Annotated in this window: 24 protein-coding genes and 2 pseudogenes; 15 read left to right on the top strand and 11 right to left on the bottom strand. The window is 65.6% G+C overall.

The genetic code is table 11. The features are described 5' to 3' along the window. Nucleotides 1–382, top strand: a 382-nt coding sequence (locus tag SGCZBJ_RS18080) for a TraB/TrbI/VirB10 family type IV secretion system protein (RefSeq protein WP_133149289.1), incomplete at its 5' end; no start/stop codon positions are given. Next, nucleotides 379–609: a DUF2274 domain-containing protein gene (locus SGCZBJ_RS18075; RefSeq protein ID WP_101719354.1), complete on the top strand. Its 231-nt coding sequence runs from the start codon at nucleotides 379–381 to the stop codon at nucleotides 607–609. The genes SGCZBJ_RS18080 and SGCZBJ_RS18075, both read left to right, overlap by 4 nt. Here SGCZBJ_RS18075 and SGCZBJ_RS18070 read toward each other — a convergent pair. Then, nucleotides 606–1,028: a helix-turn-helix domain-containing protein gene (locus SGCZBJ_RS18070; RefSeq protein ID WP_240621561.1), complete on the bottom strand. Its 423-nt coding sequence runs from the start codon at nucleotides 1,026–1,028 to the stop codon at nucleotides 606–608. The genes SGCZBJ_RS18075 and SGCZBJ_RS18070 overlap by 4 nt on opposite strands. Nucleotides 1,029–1,225: 197 nt before the next feature. Between SGCZBJ_RS18070 and SGCZBJ_RS18065 the strand changes: the two genes are divergently transcribed. After that, complete coding sequence (locus SGCZBJ_RS18065; RefSeq protein ID WP_133149288.1) at nucleotides 1,226–1,567, top strand: hypothetical protein; 342 nt, start codon at nucleotides 1,226–1,228, stop codon at nucleotides 1,565–1,567. Nucleotides 1,568–1,954: 387 nt separating this feature from the next. Here the strand turns inward: SGCZBJ_RS18065 and SGCZBJ_RS18060 are convergent, their stop codons facing one another. Together SGCZBJ_RS18060 and manD are read right to left on the bottom strand one after the other, a co-directional pair. Further along, entirely contained in the window at nucleotides 1,955–3,154 is a 1,200-nt protein-coding gene (locus SGCZBJ_RS18060; RefSeq protein ID WP_101719351.1) for an endo-1,4-beta-xylanase, read from the bottom strand. Nucleotides 3,155–3,283: 129 nt separating this feature from the next. Then, the gene (manD, locus tag SGCZBJ_RS18055; RefSeq protein WP_101719350.1) at nucleotides 3,284–4,495 is read right to left on the bottom strand and encodes a D-mannonate dehydratase ManD; all 1,212 of its coding nucleotides are present in this window, start codon (nucleotides 4,493–4,495) and stop codon (nucleotides 3,284–3,286) included. A 364-nt stretch (nucleotides 4,496–4,859) separates the two neighbouring features. Between manD and SGCZBJ_RS18050 the strand changes: the two genes are divergently transcribed. Then, nucleotides 4,860–7,976, top strand: coding sequence for a TonB-dependent receptor (locus tag SGCZBJ_RS18050; protein ID WP_101719349.1), 3,117 nt, complete (start codon nucleotides 4,860–4,862; stop codon nucleotides 7,974–7,976). A gap of 106 nt (nucleotides 7,977–8,082) precedes the next feature. Further along, nucleotides 8,083–10,995, top strand: coding sequence for a glycosyl hydrolase 115 family protein (locus tag SGCZBJ_RS18045; RefSeq protein ID WP_240621560.1), 2,913 nt, complete (start codon nucleotides 8,083–8,085; stop codon nucleotides 10,993–10,995). Nucleotides 10,996–11,117: 122 nt separating this feature from the next. On the opposite strand, the gene SGCZBJ_RS18040 is transcribed toward SGCZBJ_RS18045, so the two are convergent. Further along, the gene (locus tag SGCZBJ_RS18040) at nucleotides 11,118–11,879 is read right to left on the bottom strand and encodes a FadR/GntR family transcriptional regulator (protein ID WP_101719347.1); all 762 of its coding nucleotides are present in this window, start codon (nucleotides 11,877–11,879) and stop codon (nucleotides 11,118–11,120) included. Between the two features lie 322 nt (nucleotides 11,880–12,201). On the opposite strand from SGCZBJ_RS18040, the gene SGCZBJ_RS18035 reads away from it, so the two are divergent. The 4 genes and pseudogenes from SGCZBJ_RS18035 to SGCZBJ_RS26570 all read left to right on the top strand — a co-directional run bounded on the left by SGCZBJ_RS18035 (nucleotide 12,202) and on the right by SGCZBJ_RS26570 (nucleotide 13,700). Then, on the top strand, nucleotides 12,202–12,999 hold the full coding sequence (locus SGCZBJ_RS18035; protein ID WP_133149287.1) for a MipA/OmpV family protein: 798 nt from the start codon (nucleotides 12,202–12,204) through the stop codon (nucleotides 12,997–12,999). A gap of 5 nt (nucleotides 13,000–13,004) precedes the next feature. Continuing rightward, nucleotides 13,005–13,280 (top strand): annotated as a pseudogene (locus tag SGCZBJ_RS26575) (response regulator); the annotation flags it as partial. After that, nucleotides 13,260–13,356: pseudogene (locus SGCZBJ_RS26615) on the top strand (DNA-binding response regulator); the annotation flags it as partial. The pseudogenes SGCZBJ_RS26575 and SGCZBJ_RS26615, both read left to right, overlap by 21 nt. Before the next feature lie 26 nt (nucleotides 13,357–13,382). After that, entirely contained in the window at nucleotides 13,383–13,700 is a 318-nt protein-coding gene (locus tag SGCZBJ_RS26570; RefSeq protein ID WP_408608636.1) for a winged helix-turn-helix domain-containing protein, read from the top strand. A 3-nt stretch (nucleotides 13,701–13,703) separates the two neighbouring features. On the opposite strand, the gene SGCZBJ_RS18025 is transcribed toward SGCZBJ_RS26570, so the two are convergent. The 6 genes from SGCZBJ_RS18025 to SGCZBJ_RS18000 are packed head-to-tail and all read right to left on the bottom strand — an operon-like array spanning nucleotide 13,704 to nucleotide 18,342. Continuing rightward, nucleotides 13,704–14,747, bottom strand: coding sequence for a sensor histidine kinase (locus SGCZBJ_RS18025; RefSeq protein ID WP_101719344.1), 1,044 nt, complete (start codon nucleotides 14,745–14,747; stop codon nucleotides 13,704–13,706). Then, complete coding sequence (locus SGCZBJ_RS18020; RefSeq protein ID WP_101719343.1) at nucleotides 14,747–15,529, bottom strand: ABC transporter ATP-binding protein; 783 nt, start codon at nucleotides 15,527–15,529, stop codon at nucleotides 14,747–14,749. Before SGCZBJ_RS18020 ends, SGCZBJ_RS18025 begins: the two co-directional genes overlap by 1 nt. After that, nucleotides 15,526–16,344 (bottom strand): MlaE family ABC transporter permease, encoded by an 819-nt coding sequence (locus SGCZBJ_RS18015; RefSeq protein ID WP_101719342.1) that lies wholly within the window; start codon nucleotides 16,342–16,344, stop codon nucleotides 15,526–15,528. The genes SGCZBJ_RS18020 and SGCZBJ_RS18015 overlap by 4 nt, the downstream gene beginning before the upstream one ends. Beyond that, nucleotides 16,344–16,868, bottom strand: a complete 525-nt coding sequence (mlaD, locus tag SGCZBJ_RS18010; protein ID WP_101719341.1) for an outer membrane lipid asymmetry maintenance protein MlaD — start codon at nucleotides 16,866–16,868, stop codon at nucleotides 16,344–16,346. Before mlaD ends, SGCZBJ_RS18015 begins: the two co-directional genes overlap by 1 nt. Beyond that, on the bottom strand, nucleotides 16,865–17,479 hold the full coding sequence (locus tag SGCZBJ_RS18005) for an MlaC/ttg2D family ABC transporter substrate-binding protein (RefSeq protein WP_101719340.1): 615 nt from the start codon (nucleotides 17,477–17,479) through the stop codon (nucleotides 16,865–16,867). The genes mlaD and SGCZBJ_RS18005 overlap by 4 nt, the downstream gene beginning before the upstream one ends. Before the next feature lie 11 nt (nucleotides 17,480–17,490). Further along, nucleotides 17,491–18,342 (bottom strand): MlaA family lipoprotein, encoded by an 852-nt coding sequence (locus tag SGCZBJ_RS18000; protein ID WP_240621559.1) that lies wholly within the window; start codon nucleotides 18,340–18,342, stop codon nucleotides 17,491–17,493. Nucleotides 18,343–18,687: 345 nt separating this feature from the next. Here SGCZBJ_RS18000 and SGCZBJ_RS17995 point away from each other — a divergent pair, with 345 nt between their 5' ends. Beyond that, nucleotides 18,688–19,374: a 3-keto-alpha-glucoside-1,2-lyase-like domain-containing protein gene (locus tag SGCZBJ_RS17995; protein ID WP_199229327.1), complete on the top strand. Its 687-nt coding sequence runs from the start codon at nucleotides 18,688–18,690 to the stop codon at nucleotides 19,372–19,374. Nucleotides 19,375–19,681: 307 nt separating this feature from the next. Then, nucleotides 19,682–20,662: an alpha/beta fold hydrolase gene (locus tag SGCZBJ_RS17990; RefSeq protein ID WP_205685419.1), complete on the top strand. Its 981-nt coding sequence runs from the start codon at nucleotides 19,682–19,684 to the stop codon at nucleotides 20,660–20,662. A 20-nt stretch (nucleotides 20,663–20,682) separates the two neighbouring features. Here the strand turns inward: SGCZBJ_RS17990 and SGCZBJ_RS17985 are convergent, their stop codons facing one another. Further along, nucleotides 20,683–21,609, bottom strand: a complete 927-nt coding sequence (locus tag SGCZBJ_RS17985; RefSeq protein ID WP_165799364.1) for a LysR family transcriptional regulator — start codon at nucleotides 21,607–21,609, stop codon at nucleotides 20,683–20,685. 140 nt (nucleotides 21,610–21,749) lie between these two features. On the opposite strand from SGCZBJ_RS17985, the gene SGCZBJ_RS17980 reads away from it, so the two are divergent. The 4 genes from SGCZBJ_RS17980 to SGCZBJ_RS17965 all read left to right on the top strand — a co-directional run bounded on the left by SGCZBJ_RS17980 (nucleotide 21,750) and on the right by SGCZBJ_RS17965 (nucleotide 24,379). After that, on the top strand, nucleotides 21,750–22,280 hold the full coding sequence (locus tag SGCZBJ_RS17980) for an ester cyclase (RefSeq protein WP_199229328.1): 531 nt from the start codon (nucleotides 21,750–21,752) through the stop codon (nucleotides 22,278–22,280). 169 nt (nucleotides 22,281–22,449) lie between these two features. Then, complete coding sequence (locus SGCZBJ_RS17975) at nucleotides 22,450–22,860, top strand: DoxX family protein (protein ID WP_101719336.1); 411 nt, start codon at nucleotides 22,450–22,452, stop codon at nucleotides 22,858–22,860. Between the two features lie 44 nt (nucleotides 22,861–22,904). Continuing rightward, nucleotides 22,905–23,699, top strand: a complete 795-nt coding sequence (locus SGCZBJ_RS17970; RefSeq protein WP_101719335.1) for a DODA-type extradiol aromatic ring-opening family dioxygenase — start codon at nucleotides 22,905–22,907, stop codon at nucleotides 23,697–23,699. After that, nucleotides 23,696–24,379, top strand: a complete 684-nt coding sequence (locus SGCZBJ_RS17965; RefSeq protein ID WP_101719334.1) for an alpha/beta hydrolase — start codon at nucleotides 23,696–23,698, stop codon at nucleotides 24,377–24,379. Before SGCZBJ_RS17970 ends, SGCZBJ_RS17965 begins: the two co-directional genes overlap by 4 nt. Nucleotides 24,380–24,383: the final 4 nt, after the last annotated feature.

Genomic DNA, 24,383 nt, shown 5'->3' with positions numbered 1-24,383 from the left:
ACTGCGGGTCGAATGGACGCGGCTGACCTTGCCGTCCGGCAAGTCGATCGTCCTGGACAAGCTGCCGGGCGCCGACGAGCAGGGCATGGCGGGCTTGCAGGACGGTGTCGACCGCCATGGCGGCCGGGTTCTGGCCGCCGCGGGCCTTTCGACCCTGCTGGCCATCGGAGCCGAGGTCGGCTCGTCCGGCGAGGAGAGCGACATCGCCCGCGCCGTTCGCCGGGCCGGCGCCGACACCGCAAGCGCCGTCGGCCAGCAGATGGTCGGCAAGAGCCTGGATCTGGCCCCGACCCTGACCATCCGGCCCGGCGCGCCGCTGCGGGTGCTTCTGACCCGCGACCTCGTGCTCGAACCCTATGCCGACGAAAGGAAAGCGCCATGAGCGGCGGCAAGCTGAAGCTGGGGGCGCTGGAGGACGACACCCCGGTGAAGGTGACGATGGATCTTCCCGCCAGCATCCACCGGGATCTTCTCGCCTATGCCCAGATGCTCGCCTCCCAGACGGGCGGCAAGCCGGCCGAGCCCGCCAAGCTCGCGCCGAGGATGCTGGAGCGGTTCATGGCCACCGATCGGGTGTTTGTGCGAGGGCGGCGGGGGCGGGGCGCTTAGGCGGCCTCCTCCTGATCGGCGGGAGGCCCAAGCGCGGCCATCAGGCCTAGGACCTTGCGACGCCGGCGCGGTTCAAGCCCTGAGAGCAATTGCGCCAGCGCAATGCCATCGGGGCTCGCCAGCAAGGCGGTGATGGCTTGGGCTTTCTCCAGTTGCGCCGTGCTCGGCGCTTCTTCGGCGTCGGTCGCCGGCAGCCCCTCGAAAAACCACGCCGGCTGCGCGCGCAGGACGCCAGCGAGCCGATAGAGCATCGAGGCGCTGATGCGGTTGGCGCCGCGCTCGTACTTTTGGATTTGCTGGAAGGTCAGGTCCAGCCCCAGGGCGAGTTTGGCCTGGCTGATCCCGAGCGACTTGCGGCGAAGACGGATCTTAGCGCCGACGTGCTTGTCGACGGGGTGGGACGGGTTTTTCGACGGCAAGGGGCCACTCCGGTTGCTGTGCATCAACGGAGAGACACGCCAGGCGCCATGGCCTGGTAGTTGAGCGCGCGAAAACCTGGGACTGCGCCGTCGCGCCCACTTGCCTGACGGTATCGCCGGGGTCTGTAGGGGCGCTTCTACGTCCGCTTTGGACGTGCCGGCAGGACACGATCGAGTTGGACGACCAGAGGAGTGTCATGACCAAGATCGAGGCCGAGCGGGCGATCCGCTCGCTGTGTCATAGTTGGCGAAAGGAAGCCGGACTGCTGCAGGCCGACCAGACGCGCCTGAGCTTCTTCGGCTTCTGGGCTTGGATGAGCTCTAACCATCCGGGCTATTTGAAATTTCGGAGCACGACGTCCGTCATGGGCAATGTCCAGCGCTGGTTCGAAAGCGAGTTTGGCCAGACGGCTTGGCGCGGGCAGCGGTGGGCTTGCTGCGCATCGAAGGGGAGTCCGCGGCCCGTAAGGCCGCGCCCCGTGGCGGTCTACCCTTCGAGGGTGGCGCTGATGGCGTGCGTATTCACGCAAGCGCGGTGAGGTGACCCCGGTCTAGGGGCCGATCAGATCGCTGGCCACGCAGGCCGCCAGGGCCGCGGCCAGCGCGGTCAAGGCGGCAATGCCCGCCCATCCGACAGTCGTCAGTAGGCGAGCGGCAGGGCGGCGGCGAGGAGGCATGACCAAACCTTAGCCGCGTTGGCGGTGCGGCGCCAGGGCCCGGGGCGTTGCGCGTCAGCTCGCGGAGGAGGGGACGTTGAGCCTGATACGCTCGCGAGCGACGCCGCCGCCATGCCGTCCAGACGTCCAGCGCCCACCGGGAGGTCCTCGCCTCGATCCTTTGCTGGCTGGCCCTGCCAGATCGCCGGCCTGGGCGTGGAACAGGGGGCGGCGATGGCTTCGGCAAGCGAGCGTCCGCGACGCAGGCGCCTATTGCTTCGATGGCGTAGAACGCTGGCGTTTTGGGGCGGCTACAAGCGCTTGGGCGATCGCGGTGCGTAGGGCCTTGGGGCGGTAGGCGTCATCGTAAAGGGTCGGGCGCTTGGGCTTGCCATCTTGCCGAAGCCATTGGTTCTGCAGCCAGGAATATTTATCGACCATGCCCCAAGCCAGGACTTCCTTGGTCTGGCCATAGCTCAGCATCAGATCGAGATAGGCCTGGCCATAGGCCGCCACCGCCGCGTCGCGCGCGGCGAAATCATAGGGCAGACCCTTGTCGTGGACGTCGAACTCCGTGATGAGCAGGTCGTAGCCCATGCCCGTCACCTCATCGAGGAAAGCGCGCCATTCCTTCTCCTGCGGTCGGCCAAAGCCGGTGAACGTGTCGGCGTTCTCCGCGCCGATATGGCTTTGGACGCCAAGGGCGTCGACCGGCGTTCCCCGCTTGCGGAAGCCTTCAAGGAGCTTGAGCACGCCATACCGATGCTTCTCGTTGCCTGCTTCCCAACTCATATAGTCGTTATAGGCCAGACGCGCCTTGGGCGCGGCCTGTCTTGCGACCTGGAACGCCAGGTCCAGGACCGCATCCTGACCCATCGCGTCGGACAAAACGGTGCGCCGGATCGATCCGTCCTGAGGATCGACCGTCTCATTGACCACGTCCCAGGAGATCATCTGCGGATAACGGGCGCAGAGAGCCTGGATATGGCCGGTGACCAGGCGCGCCGCAGCCTCGGCGGGTTGGGCTCCAAAACCGTAGCTTTTCAGCCAGTCGGGAAACCATTGCGGGTGGTGCCAAAGCAGGGTGTGGCCGCGCATGGCCTGGCCGTGCGCCTTAGCGAAGGCGGCGATACGATCGGCCGGCCCAAAATCAAAGGCCTGCGGGCCCTCGGCGCGGACCACGTACCATTTCAATTCGTTCTCGGGCACGATCAGGCCGCACTCGCGCGCCAAGATTTCGCAGTAGAGCGGATCGTCAAGCGACCCTGTAAGCGATCCCTTTGGGCCCGCGCCCACCGCGCTGCCGAACCAAAGCCCCTTGGCCTGGGCGAGCGAGGCCAACGACGGCTTGGGCGTTCGCAGGCCCGTCGCCAGGCTTGGCGTCGCGGCGAGGGGGGCCAGGAGCCCGGCAGAGAGGACGGCCCGGCGCGAGACGGCCTGGCGGGCGGGATTGTCAATGGAAGACTTCATGGTGGCCTTGCCTTGCCTTTTGCGTCGGGCCCTGGGGGCGACCGGCGATCGATGGAACAGGAAGAGCCGCCCGAAAACGGCGATGGACGAGCTTGACGTCGAGCGGCGCGCCGGCGCGGCGTCCAGGCCTCACCAGTTGAACATCGAGCCGTCCTCAAGGCGGTTCACGGGCAGTTGAGCTGGCCGGTAAGGATACTTGGCCGCCAGGTCTTCATCGATCTCCACGCCGTGACCGGCGGCTTCGCCGGGGTGAAGCTCGCCATCGCTGAAGGTGTAGGCGTGGGGGAAGACCTCATCGGTCTCGGGTGTATGACGCATATATTCCTGGATCCCGAAATTGGGGACCCAGAGATCAAAGTGCAGGGCCGCGCCCATGCAGACCGGTGACAAATCGGTCGCGCCGTGGAAGCCGGTGCGCACATTGTAGAGGTCGGCCAGGCTGGCGATGCGGCGCAGATGGGTGATACCGCCGCCGTGCACGATCGTGGTGCGGATGAAATCGATCAGCTGCTCTTCGATCAGCTGCTTGCAGTCCCAGATGGTGTTGAAGACCTCGCCGACAGCCAGAGGGGTGGTCGTATGGCGCCGGATCCAGCGGAAGCTCTCCTGGTTCTCGGCGGGGGTGACGTCCTCGAGCCAGAAGGGGCGATAAGGCTCTAGGTCCTTGCCGAGCCGAGCCGCTTCGATCGGCGTGAGGCGGTGATGGCTGTCGTGGAGAAGATGGACGTCCCAACCCAGTTCCGCGCGGGCTGTGGCGAACAGTTCGGGCACGGTGGGGAGGTAGCGCGAGGTCGACCAGATGTTCTCGGTCGGCAGGGCCGCATCGGCCGGTTCGTAGAACAGCTTGTCTTTCGAGACCCCGTAGGTGCTGTTGAGGCCCGGAACGCCCGTCTGCAGCCGAATGGCCTTGTAGCCCATGGCCTTGTATTTGATCGCCTGGGCGACGGTGTCATCAACGGTCTGGCCATTGGCGTGACCGTACACCATGACGCCCGTGCGACTGGCGCCGCCGAGAAGTTGATATAGAGGCAAGCCCGCCAGCTTGGCTTTGATGTCCCACAGCGCCACATCGACCGCGGCGATGGCCGACATCGTCACCGGGCCCCGCCGCCAATAGGCTCCGCGGTAGAGGAACTGCCAGATGTCCTCTATTTTGTGCGCGTCGCGTCCGATCAGGCAGGGGATGACATGTTCCTGCAGATAGGCGGCCACGGCCAGCTCGCGGCCGTTCAGCGTCGCATCGCCGATCCCATGGACCCCATCCTCGGTCACGATCTTCAGGGTAACGAAGTTGCGTCCCGGACACGTGACGATGACCCTGGCGTCAATGATCTTCGGCATGGCATTCCTCCGACAATTGGCCTGACAATTTGCAGGCCTTGGTCAGGCAAGTGTCCGGTTGTGCTCACAGAGTCAAGCCGGATGGTCGCCCAATATGGCTGACTTTGCCTAATTTCTTCGATCCTTCGGCAACTTATTTCGGTAGGGATGCGAAAAATGATACCGGTATCTTGACGGTGTCCTGACCAGATGGATAAGTCTTCTGGCCACTACGGGATGCCGTTGTTTCCGCTGTGGCGCCGTCGGTGCTCGTATCGCCTCTTGCTTCGGGGGGGCGGAGCGGATCGCGGGCGCTGACAAAGCGGGCTTCGGCTCCGCCAACAAAACAAAGGTCCGGCGAAACACGGCGGACAGGGAGGGAACGATGAATTCCAAGCGCATTTCCACGCGCGCCGTTTTGATGAGCGCGACCTTGATCCCGGCTTTCCTGGCAGGCCAGGCCTGGGCGCAGACCGCTGACGCCCCGCAGAAGACCGCCGCGGCTCAGGGCTCGCCCAATCAAACCTTGGTGGAAGAGGTGGTCGTCACCGGCTACCGGCAGTCGCTGGAGAGCTCTGCCAACGCCAAGAAGAACACCACCAATTTCATCGACTCCATCTTCGCCGAGGACATCGGCAAATTCCCCGACCTGAACCTGACGGAATCGCTGCAGCGCCTGCCTGGCGTGCAAATTGACCGCGACACCTCCGGCGAAGGGACCTACGTCAATGTTCGAGGTCTCAGCGCCGGCTTCACGGTCCTGACCGTCAACGGCTTCGCTGTCAGCACCTCGAGCAACGGCACCAACGAAGGCCGCGGGTCGAGCCTGGACATCCTGCCGTCCGAACTTTTCCGTAGCCTGACGCTGAGCAAATCGCCGATCGCCAGCGGGGTGGAAGGCGGCACCGCCGGCTCGATCGACATGCAGCCGATCGGCCCGTTCGATCGCAAGGGCTTCCACCTGAACCTACAAGCCCAGGGTTCTTACCAGGACGCCAATGGGACGGCCACGCCCCGGGCGGCGGCGATCGTAAGCAACACGTGGCAAGACACCAAGATCGGCGATTTCGGAATCCTGATCGCCGGGGCCTTCGCCGACAAGGACTACCGCAGCGAGATTTTCAACACCGTGGGCTACACCACGATGAGCCTGGGCGCGGCCTGCCGCAACACCACCTTGGGCTGCAACTCCCTGACAATCGATCCCGCCAGCGCCCCGGCGACGAACCGCACGGCCGGTTATGGCGGCGGGGCGGGCGCCACCCTGACCACCATTCCCACAAACGTGCCATCGGAGCTTGGCCTAGGTCGGGCTGGGACGGCCCTCGTCCAATGCGGCAACGGCGTGGCCGGCGGCACCTCGGGCCTGTCCTGCCAGGACCTCAGCTATGTCATCGTCCCGCGTCTGGTGCGCGCCGAGCAGGTCGTCGGCAAGCGAGATCGCACGACGGGCATGCTGAACCTTGAATGGCGGCCCACCAGCAAGCTGCGCTTCAAGTTCGACTCCATCCTCTCGGAGTCGAACAACAACTTTGGTCAGTATGACGTCATGCTGACGGTGCGCAGCTACAACAACAACATCCCGATCAATTTCGTCGCCGATCAGAACAGGGTCCTGACCTCGGGCACGTTCGGCAACGCCTACTTCCTCAACCAAAGCACTGACGCGCAGAGCTCTACGAGGCTGTTCTACCGATCGCTGAAAGGCGAATGGGATATCGCCAGGCACCTGAAGTTCTCCATGGCCGGGATGATCAATTCCGGCAAGTTCACCAACGACTCGATCGTCTACACGCTGCAGTCGGCGCCGGGGCAGGTGCAGCCCACCGTCTACGCCGCCGGCGTCGCCGCGCCCGCTGGCGGCGGGCCTTCGTCGAACCTGACGCCGCTCAACACCGGACAATATGCCGTCTACAGCTACACCCCCGGTGACCTGACGCCGCAGCTGTCGTCCAACATCAACCTGCCGACCTACACCAACTGGTACTGGAACAGCATCCAGATCGCCCCCAACCGTCAAGATCTCGAGCAGAAGTCGATCCGCGCCGACCTCAAATGGGGCGACTCGCGATTCCTGGCCGTCTCGGCTGGGGTGATGAAGTCGACCTTCGATCGGCACATCGTCAGCTGGAACGTCTCCGACTGCGCCTTCCGCAACAACTGCACCTCAACCTTCACCTCCACCCAGACCTCGGTTCTGGGCGCCATCCCCAATTCCGCGCTGGCCCAATATCTGACCGATCTGCCGTCGATGAACCTCTTCAAAGGCTCGCCGATCAATGCCGGCTTCAACGGCGGATGGCAGGTGATCGACTTCGCCAAGCTGCGCAAAGCGGTCAACTTCGACTACTACATCAATCAGACTAATCCCGGCGATCAGCCGTCCAATTACCTGAACACCTATTCGCCGCGCCTGCTCACCGAAGACACCAACTCAGCCTACCTGATGGCGGAGGGCAGCCACGATGTCTTCGGGCGTGACCTGCGCTTCAACACCGGCGTGCGCTATACCGAGACCGAGCAATCGGTGGCCGGCATCGTCAACGATTTCCTGGTCGGCGGCGGCACCCGCACCGCCCCCAAGACCACTAGCCGTAGCCACAACTGGTTGCCCAGCGCCAACCTGGCTTATTTCCTGACCGACCGCCTCGTCGTGCGCGGCGCGGCGGCCCGTACAGTCACGCGGCCCAATCCCCAGGACTTGGCTCCCAGCTTCGGTCTCAGCCTGGACGCCGACACTTTCACCAAGGGCAACCCCTCGCTGTCGCCCTTCTACGCCAACAACTACGACTTGGGCGTGGAGTGGTATCCCAAGTCGAAAACCGTGCTGACCTTCAACGTCTGGGCCAAGGACATCTACGACTACCCGGCCACGCTCGATGTCAGCACGCCGTTCGCCGAGACCGGCCTGGTCTTTGACCGCCTCAGCGACCGTCAGAAAACCGGCGTCACCAACCTAGGCAACGGCGATCCCACCGCCGCGCGCATCATCGTGCGCCAAAAGCTAAACTCCGATGTCGTCGTCAAGCTGGTCGGCCAGGAGTTTCAGTGGAACCAGCCGTTGGATTTCGTCGTCAAAGGGCTCGGTTTCAGCGGCAACGTGACCCACATCTCCCAGTCGCTCTCGGGGGAGGTGCCGCCGACCTTGAATCCCAAATCTCTGATCGCGGGCCTAGCGCCATGGACCTATAACGGCACGCTCTACTACGAGCTGAAAAACGGCTTCTCGGCCCGTCTGTCCTACACCCATCGGGACGAGAACCTTCAGACGGTGGGGCCGACGAACAACGTTCCCGGAGATCTCTATTCGACGGCGACCAACTATATGGACGCCCAGATCAGCTTCCCGGTGAAGGGCTACAAGCAGGCCAGGGTCACCATTCAGGCCCAGAACCTACTCAAGCAAGTCCAGCTCAACCAATACGAAAACCGAGAGTCCCAGCCCGACGGCGCGACCTATGCTGGCCGCACCTTCGTGGTGGGCGTGCGGGCTAGCTTCTGACGAGCGTCCAATCCCTGGCTCGCCCTCAAGGAGCCGAAGCGGGGACCGAGTTTGATCTTCGCGGCCGCTTCTTCCCCTGGCCGCAAGATCCTCCTGGGCGGCGCGCTTGCGCGCCGCCCGTTTTCTTGGCTTTTCCTCCGCGACGCCTCGCGGGGGCCTGGAGCTGATCCGCATGAAATACCTCCTCGCCGCCATCGGTATGTGCACGACCATGGCTTTGAGCTGGGGCGCTCAAGCCGCTCCGAGCGCCGCGATCACCCCCGTGAGTGTGGTCTCTCCTTCCGCTAAGGGCGCTTTGAAGTTGGTGGCCGCAGGCCAGCCAGCCTTCGTCGTCGTTGATGCGGCCGACCTTCCTGCGGTTCGTCGCGTGGCGGTCGACTTGCAGGCCGATCTGGCGCGCGTCGCCGGCGCTGAGGTCCCAACCCAGGCCGCCAAGGGCCAGCCGATCGTGATCTTGGGAACCATCGGCCATAGTCCGGTGATCGATCGGCTGATCGCCGAGCGCAAGCTCGACGTCTCGGGGATCGCGGGCCAATGGGAGGGCTTCGTCCAGCAGGTGGTCGATAAGCCCGCGCCCGGCGTCGCCCGGGCTCTGGTGATTGCCGGCGCGGACCGGCGGGGGGCAATCTTCGGGGCCTACGATCTTTCCGAGCGCATCGGCGTGTCGCCCTGGGCCTGGTGGGCGGACGTGCCGACGCCTGTGCGCCAGGATCTGGCCGTGTCGCCTGGCCGGCGCGCGCAGAAGCCCGTCGTCAAGTACCGGGGGATCTTCCTCAACGATGAAGACCCGGGGCTGTCCAGCTGGGCCAAGATCCGCTTTGGCGGGGTCAATTCCCAAATGTACGAGAAGGTGTTCGAGCTCATCCTGCGCTTGCGCGGCAACTATCTGTGGCCGGCGATGTGGGGAAAATCGATCTTTGAGGACGATCCGCTGAGCGCCCAGCAGGCCGACGCCTACGGCGTGGTGCTGGGCACCTCTCACCACGAACCCATGATGCGGGCCCAAAAGGATTGGGCGCGCCAGGGCGGCGGGGCGTGGGACTACACAACCAACAAGGCGGCCCTAGAGGCGTTTTGGCGAGACGGCGTTAGGCGCATGGGCGCGCGCGAAAGCGTGGTCACCATCGGTATGCGCGGTGACGGCGACGAGCCAATGACCAAGGGCACCGCGACCGAGCTCCTGGAGACGATCGTCGGCGATCAGCGTCGCATCCTGGGGGAGGTGACCGGCAAGGATCCGGCTGCCACCCCCCAGGTCTGGGCGCTCTACAAGGAGGTGCAGGACTATTACGACGCTGGCATGCGCGTGCCCGACGACGTGACCCTGCTTTTTTCTGACGACAATTGGGGAAACATCCGCCGGCTCCCCGAGCCGGGCAAGGCGCGCGCCGGCGGCTATGGTGTCTACTACCACTTTGACTATGTCGGCGGACCACGCAGCTACAAGTGGATCAACACCAACCAGATCGAGCGAACCTGGGAGCAAATGAAACTGGCGGCCGACTACGGCGCGGACAAGCTTTGGATCGTCAACGTCGGTGATCTCAAGCCAATGGAACTGCCCGTCTCGTTTTTCCTCGACATGGCCTGGGACCCGGCCGGCATGTCGGTGGAGGCCATGGATCGTTACGCGACCGATTGGGCCAAGGCTCAGTTCGGCGCAGCGCCAGGTGAAGCGATCGGTCCGCTCCTGGAAGGCTACACCCGGCTAAACGCCCGCCGCAAACCCGAACTCCTCAATCCCGACACCTTCAGCCTGATCCATGAGCGCGAAGCCGAACGCGTCCTGGCCGAATGGGACGATCTGGAGGCGCGCACGCTGAAGGTGGGCGCTACCCTGCCGACGGCCTACCGCGACGCGTTTTTCCAACTTGTTCAATATCCGATCCAGGCCAGCGCCAACCTGACGCGGCTCTACGTCGCCGCCGGTCGAAACCAGCTCTATGCCGCGCAGGGCCGGGCCTCGGCCAAGGCTTGGGGCGATCAGGTCGGCGTCCTATTCGCCCGCGACAGTGAACTCACCCGGCAATATCACGAGGATGTCGCCGGCGGAAAATGGCGCGGCATGATGAGCCAAGTCCATATCGGCTATACAAGCTGGGACCAACCGCGCGCAAACACGCCGCCCTCCATCAAGTCCGTGCCTCCGGGCCAACCACGCGGGCTCGGCGTCGCCGTCGAGGGCAACTCCAAGGCGACCTGGGCCGGATCAGGCGCTGGGGTCCAACTGCCCGTCCTGGACGTCGACTCCGTGGGTTCGCGTTGGATTGATGTGTTCCACGGCGGCAAGCCGTTCGCCTTCACCGCAACCGCCGACCAGTCCTGGCTCAAGATCAGTCAGCGAGCCGGACGCGTCGATCAGGATGTACGTCTGGAGATTTCGGTGGACTGGCGGAAGGCCCCGACTGGCCTGACCCTGGCTCAAGTCGAGATCCAAGGTGGGAACGGTGAACGTGTCGCTGTGACCGTACCGGTCTCCAAACCCGCTGGCCGGCGCCAGGGCTATGTCGAGGTCGCCGGCCTCTTGACCATTGAAGCCGAGCATTACAGTCGGGCCGTCGCCAAGGACGGGCTGGACTGGCGAACGATCCCCAATCTGGGCCGCACGCTTTCGGGCGTCGCCGCCTTCCCTTCGACAGCGCCCTCGTCGGAGCCCGGTGGTGGCCCCTGGCTCGAATATCCTGTCGACCTGCAAAAGCCCGGCGCGCTGGACGTCATCGTTCTCGCCGCGCCTAGCCTGGATTTCCGGGGCAAGGAGGGTTTGCGGTTCGGGGTCTCATTCGATGATGGGCCAGTCAAGATCGTTACGCTCAACCTCAAGCCCGACACCAATGATTGGAACCGGGCGGTGGCGAGCAACGCGGCCGTCGGTCGCGCGCATTTCACCCTGGCGAAGGGCGGGGCTCGCACCCTCAAGCTTTGGAGGATAGACCCGGGCTTGGTCTTTGAAACGGTGATGACGACCCGGCAAGGCCTGCCGGCGACCTTCTTGGGACCGCGCGAGAGCATCCGACGTTGAACATAGACGCTTTGCCAGCCGGCCATGCATCGGGGCCAACGCGCCTGATCTGCGACCGAGCTGAGGAGCGCCTGGGTCGAGAGCGAAAGCGGCGCCCTTCGAAAGGTAAAGGCCCGAGCTGATCAGATGACCGAGCGGCGGGCGATTTCCAGGCGTCTTGCCTGCACGTTGTTTCGAGCCTGCTCCACGGCGTCGAGCTCGGTTGCGGTCAGCAGGTTCTCGATCACTCGGCTCAAGTGATCGCGCATGGCGGCGCGCGCGTCTTTCGGGTCTCGCGACCGCAGCGCCAGGAGGATGGCCTGGTGGTCGTCGATCAGGGGGCGGATGCCGACTTGGCGCCCTCGCTCCAGCATGGCGCGGCAAAGCGGCGACTTGTAGCGAAGGTCCCAGAGGTTCTCCACCACGGTCACCAAGGCGCTGTTTCGGGTGGCCTGGGCGATCGCGACATGAAAGCGGCGGTCTGCCAGGTCGCCTTTTATGTCCCGCTGATTTTCATCGACCATGTCGGCCATGATCGCTTCAAGTTGATCAAGCTCGGCCTCGGTAATCGTGCTGGCGGCTAGGGCGCAGGTCTCGCCTTCGATCAGTCGACGCGCTTCGGTCAGCTCGAAAGCGCCGATGTCCAGTTCGCTCGCCGTGGTCTTCGATTGCGGCTCATCCAGGACATAGACGCCCGACCCGTGGCGCGCTTCGACCAGTCCGTGGATTTCCAGAGCGATCATCGCCTCGCGCACGGTAGGCCGGCTGACCTTGAATTCTTCCGCCAGTTCGCGTTCCGACGGCAGCCTGTTGCCGGCAGCGTACTGGCCCGAGCGGATCGCCTCCGAGATCGCCCTGGCGACCTGCTGATAGAGCTTTTGGGTCTCGGCGGTCGAAATGGTCATAGTGCTCTCATGCCGAGCTTCAGCAATTAAGGAAACCAAATTTGTCCAAGGTTACAGTTTGGGCGCTGTCGTGTGGATCCGCAATTCGCCGCCCAACCATGCCGTAGAGTCGGCGTCGACGGGTTTGCGTCGGTGGGAAGACCCCACGCGCTACCCTCTGCGACGAGGTCCGCTCGGCGGCCGGCCGAGCACCGCTTTGGTGAAGGAGATTTTCGAGGGCGTCGGTTGAGCACGCAAAGAGCCGATGCTGAAAGCTCCACGAAAGCTTTGGCTTCCATAGGCCAAACGCCGCGAAATTGCGGTGTTGTCGGACCCGCCGAAGATGAAATTCCTCCCCCTCGTCGCCTGTTTCGCAAGCCTCGTCGTCGGCCACGGCGTCGCCTACGCCCAAGACCAGGACCGCGACGGCCTGCATCTGGCGCTCGGCGCGGTCGGCGTCTATCGGCCCGAGTACAAGGGGGCCAAGGATTACGAAGTCGCGCCCTTGCCCTTCGTTGGGTTTCGCTACGGTCGCGGCGACGTCTATGTCAGCCTCGAGGGCCGCGCGCTCCGGGCCAACCTCCTGCCGAGCGGTTGGCTGGAAGCCGGGCCGATCCTGACCTTCGAGCGTGGCCGCGACGGCGACATCAAGAACCTGGCGGTGCGCCGGCTTGGCGAGATCGACGACGCCGTCAATGCGGGCGTCTTCGCGCGCAAGCGCTTGGCTCTGGCGGGGGGCGAGCTGAAGATCGGAGGCGAGGTTCTCACCGACACCGGCAAGGTGCACGAAGGCGTCCTGGCCGAGTTCGGCCTCGACTACGACCGCCCGCTCAATGATCGCTGGAGCGCGGGGGCGAGCCTTTCGACCACCTGGGCCGACCGCAAATACATGCAGACCTACTTCGGCGTCTCCGGGGCCGGCGCTCTGGCCAGCGGCCTTTCGCCCTATGCCGCCGACAAGGGGATCGAAAACGTCGAAGCTGGCGCGACCCTGCGCTATCGGATCACCGATCGCTGGAGCGCCTTGGCCAATGCAAGCTATCGCCGTCTCGTTGACAGCGCCGCCGACAGCCCCATAGTCGCCCGCGAAGGCTCGGCCGATCAGGGCCAATTGGCCTTGGCTCTCTTCTACAGCTTCTAACTCGCATGCGCGCCCTGCTGATCGAGGACAATGTTCGGCTTGGTCAGGCGACCATGCGGTCGCTGGTCAAGGCCGGCTTTGCCATCGACCTCTTCGAAACCATCGACGATGGGTGGCACGCCTGGCGTAGCGTGGCTTACGAGGCGGTGATCCTCGACATCATCCTAGGCCAGGACAGTGGCCTTGATCTCCTGGCGAAGGCCAGGGCGGCGGGCTTGCGCACGCCGGTTCTGATGCTGACGGCCCTGGGCTCGGTCGACCAACGGGTCCAGGGTCTCGAGCAAGGCGCTGATGACTATCTCGTCAAACCCTTCGCGATCGAGGAGCTGGTCGCGCGGCTGCGGGCGCTGGGGCGCAGGCCAGCGCTCACCGCCGCGGGCGTTATGCGCTATGGCCGGCTTCGCTACGACCAGAGCGGCAACGAGATCAGCGTGGGGGAGGCGCGTTCGCCCCTCTCCCGGGGCGAAAGCATCGTGCTCGAGCGCTGCCTGCGTCATCCCGAGCGGGTCGTCAGCAGGTCCCAGCTGGGCGAGAGCCTGCACAGCCTCGATCAGGACTACACCGACAACTCCATCCAGATGCATGTCCATCGGGTGCGCCGCAAGATGGCCGACCTCGGCGCGGATGTGACCATCCGAGCCCTGCGCGGTCTGGGCTACATGCTCGTTCGGTTGGAAGGCGGCGCGGCGGTGGAGGACTGACCCTCAAGTCCAACGGCGAAAGTCGAGCTCAAAGCAGGCGCCGCGCGCCAAGGGGGCCAGACGCACCCTGCCGCCATGGCGCTCCATGATCTGACGCACGATCGACAGGCCAAGCCCCGCGCCCGGCCCTTGGGGATCGCCACGGCTGAAGCGCTCGAACAGTCGGGCCCTGGCCTCCGCCGGCACGCCGGGCCCATCGTCGGAGACGCAGACCAGGCCATCGGCGTCGATGGTCACCAGGATCTCGACGCCGCTCGGGGTGTGGCGCACGGCGTTTTCGAGCAGATTGCGCAACGCGGTTTCGACGAGATCGGGCTGACCCTCGATCATCAGCCGCTCGATCACGTTGTCGAAGCCCACGGTTCGACCGCTGGAGAGCACGAAGCTGGCCATGTCGCTGGTCACATCGCGCGCCAAGGCGACGAGATCGAACGAATGCGTCTGGGCCAGGGCGCCGCTTTCGGCCTCGGCCAAGGCCAGGAGTTGGGCCACCAGGCGCCCGAGCCGCTCGAACTCCTCGCTGGCGGCGCGGCGCTCGTCCGGCTCCAGCAAGCTCTCGACCTGGGCGCGCAGGATGGCCAGGGGCGTTCGCAGCTCGTGCGCGGCGTTCGCCGAAAAATCGCGCTGCGCTCGCCAGCCGGCCTCCAGGCGATCGAGCGTGGCGTTGAACGCCTCGACCAACGGGGCGACCTCGCGCGGAGCCGACGCCACGGGCAAACGGGCGTGGATGGTGGCTGGACCGATATCGGCCGCCAGCAGAGACAATCGCCGCAGCGGGCGAAGGCCAACGTGCAGGGTGGCGTAGATGGCCACCATCATCAGGGCGATGAACACCAGGATCATCGGCAGCCGCTCGCTGGCCTCGATCACCAGGCGCATTGGATTGAGGCGCGCGATGACCGGCAGCGTCACCGTCTCTTGGTTTCGTCCCAGGAGCTCGGCGACGACAAAGCCCCAGGCGACCACCAGAACGACTGAGGGAAACAGCATCCAGAGCAGGGATCGGCCCCAGCGCCGGGGCGGCAGACCAAGCAAGGCGCGCGGCATCAAACGATCTCCCGGGAACGAAGGTCGACAGGGCCCAGGCGGGCGGCGTCGGCGTAGCGGCGAACAACTGGATCCTCGGCTTGGCCAAGATCCCTGGCCAAGCCACGCCACCGGATGCGCCCCTCGTGCAGCATAGCGATCTCATCGCCGATCATCTGGGCTGAAACCAGGTCGTGCGTAATGGAGATGGCGGTCGAGCCCAGGCGGCGCACCTGATCGCTGATGAGCTGGTTGATCGCCATGGCCGTGATGGGATCAAGACCTGTTGTCGGCTCGTCGAAGAACAGGATTTCGGGTTGGCCGACCACGGCGCGGGCCAGGCCGGCCCGCTTCTGCATGCCGCCTGACAGCTCGGACGGGAAGCGGTGGGCTACGTCCGAGCCGAGGCGTACCTGGTCCAGGGCCTCGATCGCGCGGTCCTTGGCCGCTTTGCGGGGCACGCCGTCGGCGTTGATAAGCCGAAAGGCGACGTTTTCCCAGACGGTGAGGCTGTCAAACAGGGCCGCGCCCTGGAACAGCACGCCGACCCGTGAGAACAGCTGGCGGCGCTGGCCTTGCGAAAGATCAACGAGGTTGTGGCCGTCCAGCTCGATCTGGCCGGCGTCGGGGCGCAGCAGGCCAAGGGCGGTCTTGATGGCCACCGACTTGCCCTGGCCTGAGCCGCCGATGATCACCAGAGACCTGCCCTGCGCGACCGACAGGTTCAGGCCGTCCAGGACCGCGCGGCCCTCGAAGCGCTTGATCACGCCCTTCCAGGCGAACTTTGGACGCGTTTGGGTCATGAGGCCTGGGTGAAGACGGTGGTCAGGAGGTAGTCGCTGGCGAAGATCAGGATCGCCGAGGAGACCACCGCGCGGGTCGTCGCCCGCCCCACGCCTCGTGCGCCGCCCTTGGCGGTGTAGCCGTGGTAACAGCCCATCAGGGCGACGATGTAGCCGAATACCGCCGCCTTGATCAGGCCCGAGACGATGTCCCAGCCTTGCAGGACGTCGATGGTGTTGCGGATGTAGGCGGCCGAGCTGAAGTCCAAGACCCGGGTGGCCGCCAACCAGCCGCCAGCGACGCCGATCGTGTCGGCGACGAGGGTCAGCAGCGGCAACATCAGCACGCCGGCCAGCAGGCGCGGGCCGACGAGGTAGGAAAACGGGTCGGTCGACAGCGTGTGCATGGCGTCGATCTGCTCGGTCGCGCGCATGGCCCCGATCTCGGCGGCGATGGCGGCCGAGACGCGGCCCGCCAGCATCAGGGCGGCCAGCACTGGACCCAGCTCCCGGGTGATCCCCAGGGCCACGATCTGCGGCATCACCTGCTCGGCGTTGAAGCGTCCGCCGCCGGTGAAGATGTTCAGGGCCAGGGCCGCGCCGGTGAAGATGGCCGTCAGCCCCACGACCGGCAGCGAGAAGAAGCCGATGGCGACGAACTGGCGCCTTATCTGACCCGGGAACCAGGGCGGGCTCAGGGCGGCGATCGTGGCGCGTGCGCCGAAGACGCCCACCGCGCCGACCCTGCGCGCAGCCGCCAGGGTCGAGCGGCCCAGGGGGCGAACGAGGTTGCTTCGAAGACGGTTTGGCGCCCGCCGGGCCTTGGCCGCCGCCATCAGTGGCGTTCTGCCGGCTGGGACGGCTGATTTGGCGGGGCCGGAGCGGAGGATGCGACCGCTTCGCCCGAGCCGCCTTGCGGACGGATCACCGAGCCGATCAGCCCCAACAGGTCCACTGCGCCTTGCGTGTTCTCGATCTCGCCGCCGGGCTGGAGATCCTCGAGCGAGGCGCCGGGGGCGATGGCGATGTGAGCCCCGCCGAGCAGACCGTCGCTGGTGATCTTGGCCGTGGAATCCGCCGGCAGCTTGACGCTCGTGTCGATGCTCAGCTTGGCGATCGCCATATAGGTCTTCGGATCCAGAGTGACCTGCGAGACCGTGCCGACCTTGACGCCGGCGACGCTGACCGCGGCACCCGGGGCCAGCGCGCCGGCCTCGCCGAACTTGGCGCCGATCTCATAGTTTCCTCGGCTGATGTGGACGCCGCCCACGCTCAGCGAATAGGTCAGGAACGCCACCGTCAGGACCAGGACGATCGTGCCCATGACGGTCTCGGCGGTGGCTTCGCGCGCCCCGCTCATCGGCGCTTCACCGACACGGGCGCATCGCTGCGCAGGCGATTGATCAACACCTCGACGTCGCCGCCGGCGTTGTCGATGGTGGCGACGAAGTCCTGCTGCTGGGTTATGGCCAGCCAGACGCCCCGAAATTGCACATCCACCACCCGCCAACCGCCGGGTGATTGCAGGACGCGCCAGGAAACCGGCACGGGTCGATCAAGCTGGCCGCCGCTGATCTCCGTGGCGACGATCACATCGCCGGGCTTGCGCATGACCGATCCGACGACCGACACGCGCTCGCCGCCATAGTCGGCCAGGCGGCCCTGGTAGATCCGCTCGGCGTAGGATCGGAAGGCCAGGGCGAAGCGCCGCTTCTGGTCGGGGGTGATCGTGCGGGCGTACTTGCCCAGGACGAAATGGGTGACGCGCGGCACGTCGGCCAGCTCGTCGATGGCCTTGTGGAACGCGGCGTCCTTTTGGGCTGGACCGGCGGCCTTGTCGCCCAGGACGCCCAGGAGCCGGCTGGCGCCGGCGCGGGCAAAGGCCTCGGCGCTGGCGTCGCGGGCGGCCAAGGCGGGTTGGGCGTAGGCGCTTGGCAGAAGAAAGAGCCAGGGGAGGATGCGTCGCGACATGGTCGAGGGGCTCAAGGCTCGATCCTCGCCGCGTCGAAGTCGGGCAGGACCTGTACGCCGCCCCTGGCCTGACGGACCATGTCCGCGCGGTTCTGCAGATAGGCCGATCGCATCATCGCGTAAGGGTCGGCCGCCTCGTCCAGCGCCCGCAAGAAGCCGTCCGAATTCGCGCGCGCGTCGAGGGCCGTGACGCCGCCGCGGATCATGCCAAAACTATTGGCGCCGCCGGCCGTGGCCAGGGCGACCGGATCAGTCATGGTGTCGACCAACCGTCCCGCGCCGTCGCGGACGGTGGTGGGTCCCAGGAGCGGCAGGACGACATAGCGGCCGGACTTGGCGCCGTAGCGACCCAGGGTTTGGCCAAAATCGGCTTCGTGGCCCTCCAGGCCGACCTTGGCGCCGACGTCGAACAATCCAAGGCCGCCGACCGTGGAGTTGATCAGGAAGCGCGAGGTGGTCACGCCGGCGGCGCGCGGACGCCCCTGGGCCAGGTCGTTGATCGCCGTGCCCGGCTCGCCCAGATTGGTGACGACCGAGGCGACGCGATGGCGCACCGCCTTAGGCGTGATCTTCATATAGCCGCGTCCGATCGGGCCGGTCACATAGCGGTCCAGGCCGCGATTGAACTTGAAGGCCTGGCGATTGAAGCCTTCCCAAGGATCGGCCGGGGCGGCCGAGGCGTCCAGATCCTGGTCGTCATCGGCGTTGGCCGGGGTGGCGCGCTGGCCGCCTGCCGACGGGGCGCGAACGGCCGGATCATCGAGCGTCTGTGCGACCCCCGCGGCCGGAGCGCATAGGGCAAGTATAGCCGTGCTCAGCCAAAGGGCTCGGCGGCGGGGGGAGGACGAAGAGCAAAGCATCATCGCGGGGGACTCCATGGCGGTGTCCTGGGCTATGAGAAGCCAGCCTTTCGTGAAGCTTTCGACGCGACGCTATTTGCATCCTGCCCACGGAGGGGAAGGGGCGATCGCCTAGGGGCACGGTCAAGCCGTGGCGGCGGCCCTTCATCCCAAACCTCGAGCCACTGGTGCTTGGGAAGATCGTCACCGCGCGGCGCGTCATTTCCTCTTCGACCCCCGTCGATCCGGGAGGGTGCGAGAGAGGATTTGAAACGCTGCGGCGTAAATGAATGCGCCAAAGGGCGATTGTTCCTAGCCAGGCGGCGGATCATACCGGAGCCCAGCCGATCCAACCGAAAGGGACCACGTGTGAGCGGGCAAGCAAGCATTCTGACCGCGGCGTTCTTGGCCTACGCTACCCTGGCGCATGGTCAGAGCTATCGGGCCAGCGATTTCCAGCTCTCGGGCGTCAGTCTCGCGGAGGTTTCGTACAAGGGGGAACCTGCATTCGAAATGAGAATGCCGGCAGCCGCCTATCAGGACCCGGCGCATGAGATCCTGACCGATCGCGCGTTCATGGCTTGGCTGCCCATGGACTTCCACGACGGCGTGATCGAGGTAGAGATTTCAGGGGAGCCCGCCGCCGACGCCCCTGCCTATGCCCGAGGGTTCGTTGGCGTGTCGTTTCGGATCGGCGCCGATCGCAGCTTTGAGAACGTCTATCTGCGCCCCACCAACGGCCCGACGGATGACCCCGTCCGCAAAGGCCGGGCGGTCCAGTATTTCGCCTATCCAGATTGGACCTTTGATCGTCTACGCCGGGAAGCCCCGGGTCGTTATGAAACCCAGGCCGAGATCGCGCCGGGAAGATGGACGCACTACCGTCTGGTCGTGAAGGGCGTGTCCGCCAAGCTCTATCTGAACCATAAAGACCAGCCGGTAATGCAGATCGAAGACCTCAAACTGGGTGCTGGTCAGCGTGGCGGGGTGGGCCTGTGGATTGAGTCGGGCACTCTGGCGCGGTTTCGCAATCTACGCATCCAGCAGACCGACTGATCCCTCGCCGCCATCGTAAGCCAAGGCATCAGCATTTGGCGCTTAGCCGATCACCGAGACAAGCGGGCGAGTGGCCCATATGGATACTGGCGAATGCGATAGCGCTGGTGTTGCGCCAAGCGCGGCTCGGGGAGACGCGAAACGCGTCGGTATATGCCTGACGTCAAGGCCAAGGTTCATTTGAGGCAGGGGCGGGCCTCTTCGGCGCCTGCCGTTTCAAATCATGCAACGGCGCGGCGATTTATCGTTTTGAGCCGGGCTCATGGAGCCGCGAGCTTCAAAGGAGTCTCCCATGTTCAGAATCTCATTGATCGGCCTGCTCGCCAGTTTGGCGCTGGCGGCCGCGCCTGCAGGCGCCGAGCCGGCCACCGCGGTCTTGGGCAAGGACTTTTCCTTCCCTAACCAGGTCGCGGGCTTGCCCGCCAAGCTCTCCGATTTTCGCGACCTGCAGATCAACAGCTTCACCACCAGTGACGGGGTAAAGCTCGCCTATTGGGAAGCGGGTAAGGGGCGGCCGCTTGTGTTCGTGCCGGGTTGGTCAGCCAACGGCGCCGAGTACGTCAATCTGCTCTATATCCTCAGCAAATCCTATCACGTCTACGTCTTGGACCCGCGAAACCAGGGCCTGTCGCAGCGTGTCGAATACGGCGCGCGCATCGCGCGCTTCTCGACAGACCTCAAGGAGTTCAGCGACCACCTGGGCCTGGAAACGGCGGACTACTGCGGCTGGTCTATGGGCGCGTCCGTGATCTGGGGCTACATCGACCTCTTCGGAACCAAGGGCGTGCGCAAGCTGTGCTTCGTCGACGAGCCGATCTCGATCGTCGCGCACGCCGACTGGTCCGAAACCACGCGCAGGGACGCCGGCGCCATCGCCCCGTCGCCCGAACCCCTGATCGCGGCGCTCAATCAAGCGCCCCCGGCCCATCCGTCTGCGGATGATCCCAACCTGCTCTCGCGTCTGATGCTGCGCGACAGCCCCGCGTTCGCCAATTCCGAGGCCTTCGCCAACGCCGTGATCAGCAATGATCCCAACGCGCTCAAGCGCGTCATGTACGATCACCTGACCAACGATTGGCGCGATGTCGTCGTCCATAAGATCGATCGGCCCACGGCGATCTTCACGGGCGAGTGGAGCGCCAACGTTCCCAGTCAGCGCTGGGCGCAATCGGTGATCCCCAAGGCTGAGCTTCACGTCTACAGCAAGGCCGAGCAGGGCGACCACTTCCTGATGTTCAAGAACCCCCAGAAGTTCGCCGCCGACCTGCAGGCCTTCCTGGATCGTTGATCGGACCGTCCGGTCGGGGCTCAAGTCCCGGCCGGACCCGATTGCGTCGCGGGGGCCGTTGGGGGATTTAGAACCTCGGCGCGTTCGCGAAGGCCTTGCCCCAACTGGTCGAGCACCAGGCGGATCCGGGGCGTGTGGCGCGTGTCGCGATGAACGCCGAGCCAGATCCCGCGCATCAGTCGTCCTTCGGGCAGTGGAAGTTCGATCAGGTTCTGCTCCAGGGCCAGATAGCAGGGCAGGAGCGTCAGGCCAAAGCCGGCCAGCGCGGCCTGCAGCTGAGCTTCGCGGCTATTGGCGCGCAGCGCCACGTGACCTTCGCGGGCAACCTGCGCCAAGGTCCTGGCCTCGGGGAGCAAAGCCAGGTCCTCCTGCAAGGTCACGCTGGCGTGCCCCGGCGATCCGGCGGCGAGGTCGGGCTGGCCGCGCGCCTCCAGGTAGCCCGGGCTCGCATAGAGGCCGAAAGCCATGTCGCCGACCCGGCGTACGACGGCTTCATGTTGTTCGAACTCCGCCAGGCGCAGAGCGACGTCGGCTTCGCGCCGCGACAGCGATAGCGAACGCGTGTCGGTGATCAACTCGATCTCGAGCTCGGGCTGTCGATCGAGCAGGGGCTTGAGCAAGGGCGTCAGAATGCGGGCGCCAAACGACTCGACCGTGGTGATCCGCACCTGACCGGCGATCTTGGCGTCCTCGCCCGTGACCGCTCTTTCGACAAACAGCGCCTCGGCTTCCATTCGCTCGACGCTGGCCAGTACGCGTTCGCCCGCGGGCGTCAGGACGAACCCTGTCGGCGTGCGCTGGAGCAGGCGCGCGCCGACCTTGGCGTGAAGGCCCTCTAGGCGACGCCCCATCGTGGTCTGCGTAACCTTGAGCGCGCGGGCCGCGGCGGAAAGGTTCCCATGCCGGGCAATGGCCAGAAAACTGCGTAGGTCATCCCACTCGAGCATGGTCCCTCCAAAGATCACCCTACACGTTTTTGCAGAGTCGGCAGGCGAACTTGGCCAATCCACCGCCAACCGATCCGGATCTACCGATCTGGCGGCGCCAAAGCGCGCCATGCTCAGGAGCTCCGTCCATGAAGACCCGCTTGATCGCCCTCGTCGCCGCCATGGCCGTGTCGGCGAGCGCCGCGGCGGCCCAGACAAAGGCCGACGCCGAACTTGCCAACTACAAGACCGCCCAGGCTATCGCCGCGGCCAACCTGAAGACCTTCGACACGCTCGATTTCGATGTCTTCTCGAATCAAAAGTGGGATCGTCTCGCCGAAAGCCATGCCAAGGACATCGTCGTCTATTGGCCCGACGGCCATGTCGAGCGCGGTCTGGACAAGCACATCGACGACCTGAAGTACATGTTCACCTACGCGCCCGACACCCGCATCAAGGTTCACCCGATCAAGGTGGCGCAGGGCGAGTGGACGACTGTGATGGGGGTGATGGAAGGCACCTTCACCCAACCCATGACCTTGCCCGACGGCAAAGTGATCCAGCCCAACGGCAAGAGCTTCAAATTGCCCATGGCGACCATCGGCCACTGGAACAAGGCCGGCGTCATGAGCGAGGAGTACCTCTTCTGGGACAACCAAAGCTACATGAAGCAGCTCGGCTTGGCGGACTAGCGGCCAGTCGTCGGACCTCCGTCCGCCCTCGTGGGCGGAGGTTCGACACCCGCTTGCCTCTGCATTTTTGCATATCTGCATCGCGGATCTGGCCAATCCCGCCGGCCGCCGATCGAGCGCATCTTGCAGACAACGGCTCGCGACGAGCCCTTTGTGAGGATCGCTCCAGATGATCGACACCCGTCTTGCCCCCTATGGCCTCTTTGGCCTGCGCGCTGTCGCCGGCGCACTCTTCCTGGCGCACGCGGCGCTGAAGATCTTCGTCTTCACGCCGGCCGGAACCGCCATGTTCTTCCAGAGCGTCGGGGTGCCGGGTTTTGTGGCCTATCTGACCATCGCCGCGGAGGTGCTCGGCGGTCTGGCGCTCGTCCTGGGGGTCTATGCCCGTCCGGTCGCGCTGGGCATGAGCGTGATCCTGTTCGGCTCGATCATCACGGTCCACGGGCGCAACGGCTTCTTCTTCGACGCGCCTAAGGGCGGCTGGGAGTATCCGGCGTTCTGGATCGCGACCCTGCTCGCCCTGGCCCTGGCCGGGGACGGCGCCTTCGCGCTCAATCCCGGCAAGATCAACAAGGCCTGAGAGGATCGCAGGCGACGACGACGCCTGCCGACCTGGAGATTTCCATGCTTCCCTCGCTCTTTGTCAGTCACGGGGCGCCGACCCTGCCAATGACCGACGCGCCGGCAAAAACCTTCCTGAAGGGCCTTGCCGGCCATCTGCCGCAACGGCCCAAGGCGATCCTCGTGATTTCCGCCCACTGGGAGACGGCCGTGCCCACCGTGAACGCCGTGGACGCCAACGAGACGATCCACGACTTCGGCGGCTTCCCGCGTGCGCTCTACGAGCTGCAATACGCCGCGCCGGGCTCGCAAGCCCTTGCCCAGCGGGTCGGCGCGCTCCTGTCGGCCCAGGGGTTGGCCTGCGCTCAGGACACGCGCCGAGGGCTGGACCACGGCGCCTGGACGCCGTTGCTCCTGGCGTTTCCCGACGCGGACATTCCGGTGGTGCAGCTGTCGGTGCAGAGCGGTTTTGGCCCCGCCTATCACCTCGCGCTCGGACGGACCCTGCAGCCGCTGCGGGAGGAAGGCGTGCTGATCCTGGGATCGGGGTCGTTCACCCACGACCTTTCCCAGTTTCGCCATTATCGCCAAGCCGTCGGTCATGCCGAGCCAGAGTGGGTCAGCGCCTTCGCCGACTGGTTCGACCTGGCGCTCAGCCAGAACCGAACCTCCGATCTCCTCGACTATCGCCGGCTGGCGCCTTTCGCCACCCGCAACCATCCCACCGAGGAGCATCTGTTGCCGCTCTACGTGGCGCTGGGGGCCGGGGGCGCGGATCCCCGCGTCGAGCGGCTGCACGCCAGCACCACGCACGGGGTGCTGCGGATGGACGTCTATAGTTTTGGAGTTTCTCAATGACCGTTCTCCGGTTCGGGCCGTCGACGCAGGCCGACGCTTTGGTCCTGCTCCTGCACGGCGTGGGCGCCTCGGCCGAGGCGATGCGGCCGCTGGCCAGTCTGCTTTCGGCGCGGCTGCCGAACGCGGCCGTTCTCGCGCCCGACGGAACTGCGCCTTTCGACATGGGACCTGGCGGGCGCCAATGGTTCAGCGTCAGGGGCGTGAGCGAAGACAATCGCAAGGCGCGGGTCGAAGCGGCCCTGCCGGCGATCGAGACCCTGTTGGACGAAGCCTGCGCGCTGGTCGGCGTGCCGCTCGAGCGCGCCGTCGTGGCCGGCTTCAGCCAGGGCGCGATCCTGGCCTTGCATCTGGCGGCGGCCGCCAAGCAGCCGCCCGCCGCGATCGTCGCGCTCGCTGGACGCCTGGCGGCGGGGCCGTTGCTGACGCATCCAGGGCCCCGGCCTTCCGTCTTCATGAGCCACGGCGCCCAAGACCGCGTCATCGCCCTGAGCGATGCTCAACACGCCGCCGGCGCCCTGCGAGCGATCGGCGCGGAAGTCCAATTCGAGCAGATCCCCGAACACGGGCACAGCATCGATCCGCGACAGGTCGAGTCGGTGGCGCGATATGTGGCCGCAAGGCTCCCTAGCGGGCGGATGGACCTTGCCCAGGCCGCCGAGCCGCACAGGCGCGAAAGCTGAGATT

The sequence above is a fragment of the Caulobacter zeae genome (assembly GCF_002858925.1).
Lineage (GTDB): Bacteria > Pseudomonadota > Alphaproteobacteria > Caulobacterales > Caulobacteraceae > Caulobacter > Caulobacter zeae.
This window is presented reverse-complemented; position numbering and strand designations above follow the sequence as displayed.

What these genes read in the sequence shown, in the direction of transcription:
- SGCZBJ_RS17975 (WP_101719336.1), top strand. Translation starts at nt 22,450, where the DNA reads ATGATCGACACCCGTCTTGCCCCCTATGGCCTCTTTGGCCTGCGCGCT.
- SGCZBJ_RS18075 (WP_101719354.1), top strand. Translation starts at nt 379, where the DNA reads ATGAGCGGCGGCAAGCTGAAGCTGGGGGCGCTGGAGGACGACACCCCG.
- SGCZBJ_RS18025 (WP_101719344.1), bottom strand. Translation starts at nt 14,747, where the DNA reads ATGCCGCGCGCCTTGCTTGGTCTGCCGCCCCGGCGCTGGGGCCGATCC.
- SGCZBJ_RS18005 (WP_101719340.1), bottom strand. Translation starts at nt 17,479, where the DNA reads ATGTCGCGACGCATCCTCCCCTGGCTCTTTCTTCTGCCAAGCGCCTAC.
- SGCZBJ_RS18040 (WP_101719347.1), bottom strand. Translation starts at nt 11,879, where the DNA reads ATGACCATTTCGACCGCCGAGACCCAAAAGCTCTATCAGCAGGTCGCC.
- mlaD (WP_101719341.1), bottom strand. Translation starts at nt 16,868, where the DNA reads ATGAGCGGGGCGCGCGAAGCCACCGCCGAGACCGTCATGGGCACGATC.
- SGCZBJ_RS17965 (WP_101719334.1), top strand. Translation starts at nt 23,696, where the DNA reads ATGACCGTTCTCCGGTTCGGGCCGTCGACGCAGGCCGACGCTTTGGTC.
- SGCZBJ_RS26570 (WP_408608636.1), top strand. Translation starts at nt 13,383, where the DNA reads ATGCGCTATGGCCGGCTTCGCTACGACCAGAGCGGCAACGAGATCAGC.
- SGCZBJ_RS18065 (WP_133149288.1), top strand. Translation starts at nt 1,226, where the DNA reads ATGACCAAGATCGAGGCCGAGCGGGCGATCCGCTCGCTGTGTCATAGT.
- SGCZBJ_RS17985 (WP_165799364.1), bottom strand. Translation starts at nt 21,609, where the DNA reads ATGCTCGAGTGGGATGACCTACGCAGTTTTCTGGCCATTGCCCGGCAT.
- SGCZBJ_RS18035 (WP_133149287.1), top strand. Translation starts at nt 12,202, where the DNA reads ATGAAATTCCTCCCCCTCGTCGCCTGTTTCGCAAGCCTCGTCGTCGGC.
- SGCZBJ_RS18015 (WP_101719342.1), bottom strand. Translation starts at nt 16,344, where the DNA reads ATGGCGGCGGCCAAGGCCCGGCGGGCGCCAAACCGTCTTCGAAGCAAC.
- SGCZBJ_RS18050 (WP_101719349.1), top strand. Translation starts at nt 4,860, where the DNA reads ATGAATTCCAAGCGCATTTCCACGCGCGCCGTTTTGATGAGCGCGACC.
- SGCZBJ_RS17970 (WP_101719335.1), top strand. Translation starts at nt 22,905, where the DNA reads ATGCTTCCCTCGCTCTTTGTCAGTCACGGGGCGCCGACCCTGCCAATG.
- manD (WP_101719350.1), bottom strand. Translation starts at nt 4,495, where the DNA reads ATGCCGAAGATCATTGACGCCAGGGTCATCGTCACGTGTCCGGGACGC.
- SGCZBJ_RS18020 (WP_101719343.1), bottom strand. Translation starts at nt 15,529, where the DNA reads ATGACCCAAACGCGTCCAAAGTTCGCCTGGAAGGGCGTGATCAAGCGC.
- SGCZBJ_RS18000 (WP_240621559.1), bottom strand. Translation starts at nt 18,342, where the DNA reads ATGATGCTTTGCTCTTCGTCCTCCCCCCGCCGCCGAGCCCTTTGGCTG.
- SGCZBJ_RS18060 (WP_101719351.1), bottom strand. Translation starts at nt 3,154, where the DNA reads ATGAAGTCTTCCATTGACAATCCCGCCCGCCAGGCCGTCTCGCGCCGG.